The sequence below is a fragment of the Bacteroides sp. Ga6A2 genome, from assembly GCF_000702225.1.
Lineage (GTDB): Bacteria > Bacteroidota > Bacteroidia > Bacteroidales > Bacteroidaceae > Ga6A1.
Map to the genome: position 1 here is coordinate 62,448 of NZ_KL370872.1, position 11,157 is coordinate 73,604.

Consider the following 11,157-nt stretch of genomic DNA (forward strand, 5'->3'; position numbering starts at 1 on the left):
CTTTTCTGAAGGTTATTGTAAATATGCTTTTCTGCGTTCGCCACAATTTTTGTGTGTTATTAAGTTGTTTGGCGTTTTTTGTGTAATTTTGCATTCTCTTGCAGATTTCACACTTGAAAACAAACATAAAAATGACACAACAACAAAAAAAAGAACTATTGCGCAGCCAACAAGGCGAGTTGGATGCTGTGCTTATGTATCAGCGATTGGCAAAAATCGTGAAGACCGAAGAGGAGAGGGTAGTCTTCGTGCAGCTGGCAAAAGAAGAGGGCAGACATGCAAGCGTCTTTCACCGTTACACAAAGGAGGCTCTCAAGCCCGGAAAGGCAAAATCGTATCTGATAGTCGCTCTTTACTACGTTTTTGGGCGCAACCGCCTGTATAAAGTAATTGCGAAGGGCGAATATGATGCTGCCGTGGCATACGAGCATCTGATAAGCGAATTTCCTGAAGTGCAGAGTGTTAAGGATGATGAAAAACGACATGGCGATATCGTTTCGGCACTAATCCAGAAGTAGGCGAGATGAAACGATTTACAAATATCTTTAAGGAAGAATCATGTTACCGTTCTTTCTTTTTCTCGCTTCTGCTTTCGGCAATCGGTTTCGGACTTTACAAGGGCGTAATCGATAACTATATGGCAGAAGTTGTTAAAATTCAAGAATTTGACAGGGGCGTAACTGAATTTTTCCGCGAACTTCCGGGACTGATGCTTATCTTTATTCTGGCTCTGTTCTACAAGTCTACCGCCGAGCGAGTGTACAAAATCGGAATGTTCATAATGGTTGTGGGAATGACCATGCAGACTTTCATTTCGCCGGTGAAATGGATGGTTATACTTGCTATTTTCATTTATTCAACGGGCGAGCATATGCAACTTGGCATGAAGAATACGCTCTCGCTCGAGTATTCGCGCGAAGGCAAAGGCGGACAGGCGCTCGGCTATCAGAATTCGATTTATCAGATAGGCAATCTGCTGGGATATGTGGCTGTAATTGTGGCTTTTGCTCTTGTTCAGAGCAGCAATCTGTTTGTCCCAACATTCGTTGTGGCGGCGGTATTCATGCTGGTAGCCATGCTTGTGAGCCTTCGGCTTACGGGCGAAAGCAAGGCCGACAAGACAAAGAGCCGCTTTTATTTCAGAAAGAAGTTTACGAAATACTATATGCTCGAGGTTTTTTACGGTGCTCGCAAGCAAGTATTTTTCACGTTTGGCCCATACGTTTTGATTCTGTTTTACGGAGCCGATGCCGGAACTGTCAGTCTGCTATTTGCGGTCTCGGCAATTGCGTGCTTTGTCTTGGCTCCGATGGTAGGAAAAATTATTGATAGTGTTGGATATAAGTCGGTTATGATTGCCGACACTCTCATTCTTGTCGTCGTTTGTTTCTTTTACGGATACGCGCATCATCTGTTTTCGATGCAGACCGCATTCATTGTCTGTTGCGTTAACTATGTGCTCGATTCTGTAATTTCGTTGGCGTCGATGGCATCTAATGTTTATGTTCAGGACATCTCTGACAGCCGTGACGAAATGCGCGCGACAATATCTACTGGAATATCAGTAAACCATCTGATAACCATATTTATAGCCCTTCTTGGCGGATGGATATGGAAGGTCCTTGGAGTCGAGACTCTGTTCCTGATTTCGGCATTGCTCGGACTCTGCAACAGTGCGTACGCGGCAACAATCAAAGTACCGTCTAAAAAGTAGAAAATGATAAGGCAAAAGGAAGTAAAACTGCGGATGAATCCGGGCACATTCTACGTGTGGGTGGGCGGCTCGTGCGACTATAACAGCAGCAATCGCGAGAGCGCCGGGGCGTATATCATCGAGAATTCTGAAGGCTTTGTAGATACGTTTGTTATGGCTGATTCGGGCACAACGGAGTTCCGCATGATTCTGACGGTTATGGTTCGTGCTATGGAGTTTCTGCCCGAACGTTCTGACATTGTTTTCGTTACAAACGTGTCGTACATTCAGCAGAATTTTGACAAGATGCCAACTGAGAAATCGGCAAATGCTGATTTGATAGGCCGATGCATTGAGATTAAGCAGAAACATAATAATGTGATTGTCAAAATCGTTCCTTTTCATAAATATCAACAACTGCCCCAGACGCACGAAATGGCGCACGAGGCAATGAAAAAGCAAAGACTTAAAAATGACAAGTAAAGAATTGGCACTCAGCGCGATGATGGAAGAGCGCGGATATAGCAATGGCTTGATAACCATAGCATTGTTCGTTCTGTCGTAGTCGCGCGAGGCTCTCGACGAGATGATTTTCTTCATCGACGACACAAATCCTTCGGAAGAAGATTTTGTAGAGCATCTGGCAGAAATCTGTCATAATGCCGATATTGAATTTTAGAGACAAAAAGATTTGTTATGAATAAGAAAATACTATTTCTGCACGGATTCTTTGCCAGTGGTGAATGTGTTCCGGCAGTCGCATTGCGAGAAAAACTGTCCGATAGGTTTCAAGTCCTGACGCCTGATTTGCCATTGCATCCCGAAGATGCTTTGGAGCAGATAAGGCAAATCTGCGACCGCGAGAAACCCGATTTGCTCGTAGGCAACAGTTGCGGCTCGTTCTATGGGCAGATAATTGCCCCGATTGTGGGTATTCCGGCGTTACTTGGAAATCCGCATTTCGAAATGACGAAGTTTCTGAAAGAGCGGATAGGGGAGCACGAGTACAAATCTCTGCGCTCTGACGGAAAACAGCGTTTTGTGATTGACGAAACGCTGATTGCCGAGTTTGCGCAACTCGAAGAAAATCAGTTCAGTTTCTGCAATCCGTACTACAAGGAAAGGGTTTGGGGATTGTTTGGCGAGCAGGATACTCTGGCGCATTACGAGCCTCTGTTTCTTGAGCATTACAACTGCGCATACCACTTTCCGGGCGGTCATACCCCGACTGCCGACGAGGTTGGCACTTGGTATGTTCCGCTGATTGAGAAAATGCTTCTGATGTTTCAGAGGGGAGATGACGGCTCGCGATATTTTCAGCATTTCAAGGGCGGAATGTATCGCTATGTCCGTACGGCTTTCGACTCCGAAACAAAGGAGCGAATGGTTGTATATCAGGCTCTTTACGGCGATGAACAGTATTGGGTTCGCCCCGAAAAGATGTTCTTCGAGAACATTGAGCGCGACGGACGACGGTTTGCCCGATTCACCGAGATTGACAGATAAAAAATCAGCCCAAATGTCGTGAAATGAGTGGCATTTGGGCTGTTTTTTGTGCGAACGCTTATTCTGTTATTTCTTCCAAAGGCTTGCGCTTTTTCTCCTTTGGCTGGTCGTTGGCATATCCTATCGGGATTAGGACGGCAGGTTCTTCGTTTTCCGACATTCCGAATAGATTTTTGCACTTCTCGGCATCGAAATTGCATACCCAGCATGTAGCCAAGCCTTGCTCGGTGGCTGCCAGACAGAGATGCTCAACAGCAATGGAAACGTCGATGTTTCCGTGATGTTTGCCGTCGGCTCGCACCCATTCTTCGTCGTGCAGAACCGAGGCAATGACGTATGTCGGCGCGGTGGCGAACCATTCGCGGTCGTAGCATTGCTGAATCTTAGCCTTGTCGTCGTTGCTGTTTACGATGCGGAATTTCCAAGGCTGTTTGTTTACTGCCGACGGAGCGAATCTTACACATTCTAAAATGTATTTGAGTTTCTCTTCCTCAATGGCTTGAGTCTTGTAACTCCGGCAACTGTATCTGTTTTTTACAAGTTCCAAAAAGTTCATAAGGCTTATTTGTTAAGTTTTTCAATGAATCTGTTTCGGTCAACGATGAATCTCAGATGAGTGCCTTCGCCCAGCAGAATATCGTTGCAGTGAGCACTCACTTTGAACTCTATTTTCTTGCCCTCTACCTTTGTAACCTCGGCTGTTGCAGTAATTTTGTCACCTATTTTCGAAGGTTTCAGATGCGACGACTCTATGTGTCCTCCAACGGTTGTCTCGCCATCTGCCATACAGTCGGCAACGGCAAGCATTGCGGCATTTTCCATCAACGCGAGCATAGCCGGAGTGGCAAGCACAGGCATATCGCCCGAGCCAATCTTTGCGGCTGTAACATCTTCGGTAACTGTGAGTTCGCTTGTATGTTTTTGTCCTGTTTCAATCATTTTTTTTAATGTTTATGGTTAATAGTGTTGCAAAAATAACGAAAGTGTTTCAGAATCTTGCTTAAAATGATTATTTTTGTCTGCTATAAAATTTAAAATTATGATTGACCAGATTGTTGCCTTCAATAAGAAATTCGTAGAATCGAAGAGTTATGAAAAGTATCTTACCGACAAGTATCCCGACAAGAAACTTGCCGTTTTGTCGTGCATGGACACTCGTCTTACCGAGCTTCTGCCTGCTGCGCTTGGATTGAAGAATGGCGATGCTAAAATCATCAAAAATGCTGGCGGATTGGTTATCTCAGCATTCGACTCGGCAATGCGAAGTATTATCGTGGCGGTCTACGAACTTGGCGTTGAGGAGATTATGGTTGTTGCTCATTCGCATTGCGGAGCTTGCCATATGAGTTACGAGCATTTTCACGATGAGATGCTGTCGCGCGGCGTTTCCGACCAGACACTCGATACAATTCGCAAGTGCGGAATAGACCTTAATGCGTGGCTCGAGGGCTTCAGGGATACTCCCGACTCGGTAAGAAGGACTGTGGAGACCATAAAGACGCATCCTCTCATGCCTCGCGACATCATTGTCCGTGGCTTTATTATTGATTCGGAAACGGGAGAGTTGGAAGAAGTTCTGAATTCATAAATTCTTATCAAAGCGTCATCAGGCATAATTTGGTGGCGCTTTATTTTATCTGCATGTGCGGATGAAATGAGTAGGCGAACATTCGGTAAATAAATTGCTAAAAACAAAAATCCTCTCCAATAGAATTGGAAAGGACTTTTTCTTAGTGACTTCGGAGGGATTCAAACCCGCAACCTCTTGATCCGTAGTCAAGTGCTCTATTCAGTTGAGCTACGAAGCCATCGCTTAAAAATAGTGCCTTATCTCGAAAAAAAGTGACTTCGGAGGGATTCAAACCCGCAACCTCTTGATCCGTAGTCAAGTGCTCTATTCAGTTGAGCTACGAAGCCTTATTTCTCAAAAGCGATGCAAAGATACGCACTTTTTTCGAAACCTCCAAATGTTTTTCATTTTTTTTGCCTAATTTTTTGAAAAAAATATTTCTGAAAAACCTTTCTGTACTTGGTTGTGGCTGTGTTTTGGCTATTGTATCAAAAAGGCAGAAAAGTGAAAATCTCAGATAATCAATTATTAAGCGTTGTTGAACGAACAAAGGCGGCTTTTCCTGTCGCCTTTGTTCGTTTTTTTTGCAGAAACTTTCCTAAAGAGTCTGTAATTTTATGCCAAGCGACAAACCGATAATGTCGGACAGTTTTACAATGTGGTCTATTACCTTGTTGCGAATATACAAATCGCAAGTGCTTAGTTCGTAAAAGAAAGACACGCTTTTGTTGTAGCGTCGGTATTTCTGCGGAATTTGTACCGTTATGCGTTGCCCCACGGCTACATTAAACCTGAATGTGGTTGACATAAAGTAGTATCCTTCGGGATAGCGGCTGGGCTGTTTCTTCCAAAACTCGTGTCCGTAGATTGCATTAAGGTACAGACTTGTTGTCAGCGGCTCAATGCTCACTCCTGGTTTTATGTCGTAACTCCACGGAATGTAGTTTTCTTTCAGAGTGGTGGTTATTTTGGGGCGCGTGCTTTGGTGTTTGGGAACAAAACCTATCAAAAACTGCGTTTCCCATTGATTGCGCTTGCCGTAGTTCCATCCGCTGCCAACCGACACAAGTCCCATGTTGCCGGCATTCTGTATAACAAACTGGGTAGGGATGAGGGCTGCCCAGTGCTTGCGATAGCGGTGAATGCGCTTGTCGTATGCGCTGAATTCGGGCTCGGATGTGTATATGCTGTCTGCCATGCCGATGACTGACGATAGCAGGAAAACACTAAAAATCAACAACTTCTTCATCGTATCCGTCTTTTGTAAATGTAAAAATTCTGTATTGCCGTTTCTCTGCACTTCCTACTCCGTAAAAAGGAAGGTCGTCGTTGTAGAAGTAGCTGAGCGCGGTTTTGTGGTTGTGCCCATAAACGCAGAACATCAGATTGGGAAAGAAATCGAGGTATTTTCTGAATGCTTTGCACACGTTGTTGTTAAACTGGTCGCTGTATGGCGGCGCGTGCATTACAAGTACGGTGCGGTCGAACAGTGCCGAATCTTTGGTTATTTCGGTTTCCATGAAGTCGAAGTTTGGCACGGCGGCAATGTAGTCGTATTCGGTTGCGTTGGTGTTTAGGCATACGAACTTTATGTGCGAAACGATGAACGAGAAGTCCATCTGCCCGTATATTACTTGGTATGACTGGTCGCCAGTTCCGAGAAAATCGTGGTTTCCGATGAGCGTGACGTACGGCACGCGGATGTCGTCGAGAATGTTGCGTGCAATCTCGAACTCTTTTGAGGTGCCCGTGTCGGTGATGTCGCCGCAATGAACCACAAAGTCTATGTCCGTGCGCTTGTTAAGGGCAGCAACCTCGGCTTTCGTTTCGGTGTACCAAGTGTGTGTGTCGCTGATAAAAGCCACGCGCAGAGTGTCTTTGTCTCCGATTTGGTTTTCAATTTTCTCAATCTGATGTTCGTTGATGCTCTTCTCGCCTTTGAAATTCACGTCGTAAGGGTGAATGTCGAAGGCATCGCTGCATGAGGCGAGAAGCATCGTCAGCAAAAGTAAATGATGTTTCATCTGTTAAAAAGTCGTTATATGGTTTTGGTTAAAAATGATAGTGTTGCAAAGATAGTTAATTTATTGAATGTCTGTTATATGTGCTCCGTTATAGAACAGATTGTGTGAGTTTTTGAAGAAAAAAATCCTACAAGTTTTACACGACTTGCAGGATTCTGTCTTATGTCAATTATGCTGATTCTGATGTTATTTTATCAGTTCTACGCTTCGCTTTACGAAGTTGTTCAGAGCCTCACCCTTCAGCATGCCGTTTTGCAGCAATGCAAGGTCGATGAGCTGGTGTACAATCTGATTGCCCTTTGCGTAGTTTGCATAAACCTCTTCCTTCTTCTTGCGCTCATCGTCGAGTTTCTTTGTTACATCGGCAAGAGCATCCTTGTCGGCCTGAGGGATTTCCTCGTCTTTCTTGCCCTCCTTTGCCTTTTCAAGGCTCTTGCGCTTGTCGTTGAGCGAAGTGATTTCTGCCTCGATAGGAGAGATGGCTGCGCTTGTGTTTGCCTCGCTGTCGCTAAGGATACCCTTGATGAGGGCGTGGTCGCTGTTGAGCACGATGTTGTACATTGTAGGCATCTCGCCATAGAATGCCATGCCCTGCTGAATGTTTGCCATCTCCTTCATACGACGCATGTACTCGCTCTGCGTAATCATTACAGGAGTAGCGTTTTCGCCCATGCCCTGAGCCTCGATGTTGAATTCGGTCTTCTCAATCTTTGGCATCTGGCTCTTGAAGATTGAAGAGAGAACTGATGACTTGGCAAAGTCGAGATTGTTGTTTGCGTTGTCGTCCTTAACGATGAGTTTGTCAACAACATCGCCGTCTACGCGAGTAAAGTGAGTCTTCTCCAGTTTGCGCTCCAGCATAGAGATGAGTGCAACGTCGAGTTGACCGTCCATCAGCAATACGCTGTAGCCTTTGTTCTTTGCAGCCTCGATATAACTGTACTGGTCGTCCTTGTTGTTTGAGTACAGATATACAACATCGCCGTTCTTGTCGGTCTGGTTGCCCTTTACAAGAGTTGCGTAATCCTCGTAAGTGAAGAACTTGCCCTCGGTATCCTTGAAGAGTGCGAACTTGCTTGCCTTGTCGTAGAAGGCATCCTCGCTCAACATTCCGTAGTGGATGAAAATCTTTATGTCGTCCCACTTCTCCTCGAACTCTGTGCGGTTGTTCTTGAAGATGCTGCTCAGGCGGTCGCTTACCTTCTTGCTGATGTAAGAAGAAATCTTCTTTACGTTTGCATCGCTCTGAAGATAGCTTCGGCTCACGTTAAGCGGAATGTCCGGAGAGTCGATAACGCCGTGCAGCAGAGTGAGGAACTCAGGAACGATGCCCTCTACGCTGTCGGTAACATAAACCTGATTGCAATAGAGTTGAATCTTGTTCTTCTGAAGGTCGAAGTTGCTCTTGATCTTAGGGAAGTAGAGTACTCCGGTGAGGTTGAACGGATAGTCTACGTTAAGGTGAATCCAGAACAACGGATCGTCGGCCATAGGGTAGAGCTCGTGGTAGAAGTTGATGTAGTCCTTGTCCTCGAGTTCGCTTGGCTTCTTTGTCCAGATTGGAGTTGTATTGTTTATCACGTTGTCCTCGGCAGTTTCAACCTGCTTGCCGTCCTTCCATTCGGTCTTCTTGCCGAATGCAACAGGGATGGCGAGGAACTTGCAGTATTTGTTCAGAAGCTCCTGAATCTTGTTCTTCTCGAGGAACTCCTTGCAGTCGTCGTCAACGTAGAGAACGATATCCGTACCGCGCTCGCTCTTGTCAGCCTCTTCGAGAGTGAATTCAGGCGAGCCGTCGCAGCTCCATTTTACAGCCTTGCTGCCTTCTTTCCAGCTCTTTGTTATGATTTCTACCTTCTTGCTGACCATGAATGAAGAGTAGAAGCCGAGTCCGAAGTGACCGATGATGGCATTTGCATCGTCCTTGTACTTGTCGAGGAAGTCGGTTGCGCCAGAGAATGCAATCTGGTTGATGTATTTGTCAATCTCCTCCTCGGTCATACCGATACCGCGGTCGCTGATGGTTATTGTGCCCTCGCCGAGCGAAACATGAACGGTAAGGTCGCCCAGTTCGCCGTTAAACTCGCCTTTTGCAGCCAGAGTCTTCAGTTTCTGTGTTGCATCTACTGCGTTTGATACAATTTCGCGAAGGAAGATTTCGTGATCGCTATATAAGAATTTCTTGATGACCGGGAAGATGTTCTCGGTTGTAACTCCAATATTACCTTTCTGCATAATATATTTTTTTAGTTTGAAAAATCGTTTGTCATGTTGTACCAAACAAAGACCGTGCCAAGTTTGATTCTTGACACGGTCTTTTTTCATATTTTTTATGCAAATGTCAGTCCGAACATCTCCTGAAGGTCCTTCAGCGCTGGGTTTTCCTTAACCATCATGTCGAATTTTTCTTTGTTCGAGAAGGCTCGTTTTACCTCTTGCCGTTCGCTCACCCTCGTCTTCATTGTCACGGCCGAGTTTTGCAGAACTTCGCGCAGGTAATTTTCTATTCGCGGACGCAGATTGTCGATGTATCCCTGAACGATGCTGTTGTCTACAATCGCCTCGAAGGTGTTGGCATCGAGAATCTTCAGCGTTGAGTTGAACATTCTCTGTTTTGTTGCCGCCTCTTCTATGCCGAGCATGTTGCTTGCGAAGTTACGCCAGTAGTGCGACAGACTGCCGTCTTCGAGCGGTTTCTGCTCGTTGGCAGATATTGTCTTGTTGTTCTGTTCGCTCTGTTTCCGGGCGTTCTCTACGGCAATGTCGGCCTGAGTCTTTATCTGCTGCGGATTGGTAATCGATATTGTCATCGGTCTGCCGCGGTGCAGCGTCTTGGGCAGAGTGGTGTTCAGACCTTCGGGCATCTTGCGGGCCTGCGTCTGCGGCGTGCTTGCCGGCGTGGCGGCTTGTGGCGCGCTGTGAGTTCCGGCAGCAACGGTCGACACTACATCGACCTTTACTCTGAACTCTTTTATGGGTTTGATAATCTTCTTAGGGCCACGCCCCGAGCCTACGGCGTCGTCGGGCTGGGTTATCTGCGCCACCTCTATTAGTGTGAGTTCTACGAGCAGTCGCTGGTTTTTGCTTACGCGATAGTTCAGTCCGCACTCGTTACAGAGTTTTATGGCTTTGTACAGGAATCCGGCACTACATTTCTTTGCCTGTTCCTTGTATTGTTCCTTAATCTTGTCGCCCACTTCGAGAAGTTTGATGGTTGCCTCGTCCTTGCTCACCAGCAGGTCGCGCATGTGCGATGCGTATCCGTTTATGAAGTGGTCGCCCTGAAAGCCTTTCGCCAGAATCTCGTTGAAGAGAAGCATCGTCTCGCCAATCTTGTTTTCGAGGGCGAGGTCGGTTAGTTTGAAGAAATAGTCGTAATCCAGAACGTTTAGATTCTTAATTACATTATCATAAGTGAGATGCCCCTGCGTAAAACTTACCGTCTGGTCGAAGATTGACAGCGCGTCGCGCATACCGCCGTCGGCTTTCTGTGCTATGATGCCGAGAGCCTCGGGTTCAGCCTCTACGCCTTCTTTTTCTGCCACCTTTGTCAGATGGTTCACTATGCCCTGAACAGACATTCGGTTGAAGTCGTAAATCTGGCATCGGCTCAGGATTGTTGGCAGAATCTTGTGCTTCTCGGTTGTGGCAAGGATGAAGATGGCGTGTGCCGGCGGCTCTTCGAGCGTCTTCAGAAAGGCGTTGAAGGCTGATGGTGACAGCATGTGAACCTCGTCGATGATGAAAACCTTGTACTGTCCAATCTGCGGCGGGATGCGCACTTGGTCGCACAGGCTGCGTATGTCCTCAACGCTGTTGTTCGATGCCGCATCAAGTTCTATGATGTTGTACGAACGCTGCTCGTTGAACGCCACGCAACTCTCGCACTCGTTGCACGCCTCGCCATTCTGGTTTGGCGACAGACAGTTGATGGTCTTTGCAAAGATTCGGGCGCAGGTTGTCTTTCCCACGCCTCGCGGTCCGCAGAAGAGGTAGGCGTGTGCCAGCTTCTTCTCCTTAATGGCATTCTTCAGCGTTATGGTCAACGCCTCCTGTCCAACAACCGTATCGAACGATTGCGGACGGTATTTTCTTGCCGAGACAATGAAATTCTCCATTCTCCTAAAAAGTTTTTTTCTTGATTTCAGCGCAAAGGTAGCGAAAATAAACGATTAAAAAGAAAACGCGGAGCATCTTTTCAATGGGAAAATTAAGTTGAAAGTTGAAAGTTGAAAGTTGAAAATTCTGAACCGGATGATAATTAGGGATTTATAACGAACAATTTCGTCAGAAATTGTTCGTTTAGTATATGCGTCGTAGGAAGAAGGTAGGAAGAAGGTAGGAAGAAGGTAGGAAGAAGGTAG

Annotated in this window: 11 protein-coding genes and 2 tRNA genes; 5 read left to right on the forward strand and 8 right to left on the reverse strand. The window is 46.1% G+C overall.

Features of this window, described 5'->3' with window-relative positions; all coding sequences use genetic code 11:
* The first annotated feature begins 131 nt into the window (after window positions 1-131).
* From T538_RS0114100 to T538_RS0114120, 4 genes are all read left to right on the forward strand, one after another.
* Window positions 132-518 carry a ferritin family protein gene (locus T538_RS0114100; protein ID WP_197025799.1) on the forward strand — a complete coding sequence of 129 codons (387 nt, stop codon included), beginning with the start codon at window positions 132-134 and terminating at the stop codon, window positions 516-518.
* A 5-nt stretch (window positions 519-523) separates the two neighbouring features.
* Window positions 524-1,714 (forward strand): MFS transporter, encoded by a 1,191-nt coding sequence (locus T538_RS0114105; RefSeq protein WP_031534741.1) that lies wholly within the window; start codon window positions 524-526, stop codon window positions 1,712-1,714.
* 3 nt (window positions 1,715-1,717) lie between these two features.
* Complete coding sequence (locus T538_RS0114110; RefSeq protein ID WP_231497122.1) at window positions 1,718-2,176, forward strand: ribonuclease H; 459 nt, start codon at window positions 1,718-1,720, stop codon at window positions 2,174-2,176.
* Between the two features lie 213 nt (window positions 2,177-2,389).
* Window positions 2,390-3,199, forward strand: a complete 810-nt coding sequence (locus tag T538_RS0114120) for a YqiA/YcfP family alpha/beta fold hydrolase (RefSeq protein ID WP_031534745.1) — start codon at window positions 2,390-2,392, stop codon at window positions 3,197-3,199.
* A 58-nt stretch (window positions 3,200-3,257) separates the two neighbouring features.
* Here T538_RS0114120 and T538_RS0114125 read toward each other — a convergent pair whose 3' ends face one another.
* Entirely contained in the window at window positions 3,258-3,755 is a 498-nt protein-coding gene (locus T538_RS0114125; RefSeq protein ID WP_031534747.1) for a nitroreductase family protein, read from the reverse strand.
* 5 nt (window positions 3,756-3,760) lie between these two features.
* Window positions 3,761-4,138 (reverse strand): thioesterase family protein, encoded by a 378-nt coding sequence (locus tag T538_RS0114130; protein WP_031534749.1) that lies wholly within the window; start codon window positions 4,136-4,138, stop codon window positions 3,761-3,763.
* 100 nt (window positions 4,139-4,238) lie between these two features.
* On the opposite strand from T538_RS0114130, the gene T538_RS0114135 reads away from it, so the two are divergent.
* Window positions 4,239-4,787: a beta-class carbonic anhydrase gene (locus T538_RS0114135; RefSeq protein ID WP_031534751.1), complete on the forward strand. Its 549-nt coding sequence runs from the start codon at window positions 4,239-4,241 to the stop codon at window positions 4,785-4,787.
* A 146-nt stretch (window positions 4,788-4,933) separates the two neighbouring features.
* On the opposite strand, the gene T538_RS0114140 is transcribed toward T538_RS0114135, so the two are convergent.
* The 6 genes from T538_RS0114140 to T538_RS0114165 all read right to left on the reverse strand — a co-directional run bounded on the left by T538_RS0114140 (window position 4,934) and on the right by T538_RS0114165 (window position 10,911).
* A tRNA-Arg gene (locus T538_RS0114140) sits at window positions 4,934-5,007 on the reverse strand.
* Between the two features lie 35 nt (window positions 5,008-5,042).
* Window positions 5,043-5,116 (reverse strand) — tRNA-Arg (locus T538_RS0114145).
* A 251-nt stretch (window positions 5,117-5,367) separates the two neighbouring features.
* Window positions 5,368-6,018, reverse strand: a complete 651-nt coding sequence (locus tag T538_RS0114150) for a hypothetical protein (protein WP_031534756.1) — start codon at window positions 6,016-6,018, stop codon at window positions 5,368-5,370.
* A complete protein-coding gene (locus T538_RS0114155) occupies window positions 5,996-6,793 on the reverse strand; it encodes a metallophosphoesterase family protein (RefSeq protein WP_031534758.1) in 798 nt (265 codons plus the stop codon). Before T538_RS0114155 ends, T538_RS0114150 begins: the two co-directional genes overlap by 23 nt.
* A gap of 186 nt (window positions 6,794-6,979) precedes the next feature.
* Window positions 6,980-9,028 carry a molecular chaperone HtpG gene (htpG, locus tag T538_RS0114160; RefSeq protein WP_031534760.1) on the reverse strand — a complete coding sequence of 683 codons (2,049 nt, stop codon included), beginning with the start codon at window positions 9,026-9,028 and terminating at the stop codon, window positions 6,980-6,982.
* Window positions 9,029-9,123: 95 nt separating this feature from the next.
* Window positions 9,124-10,911: a DNA polymerase III subunit gamma/tau gene (locus T538_RS0114165; RefSeq protein WP_031534762.1), complete on the reverse strand. Its 1,788-nt coding sequence runs from the start codon at window positions 10,909-10,911 to the stop codon at window positions 9,124-9,126.
* Between the last annotated feature and the right edge of the window lie 246 nt (window positions 10,912-11,157).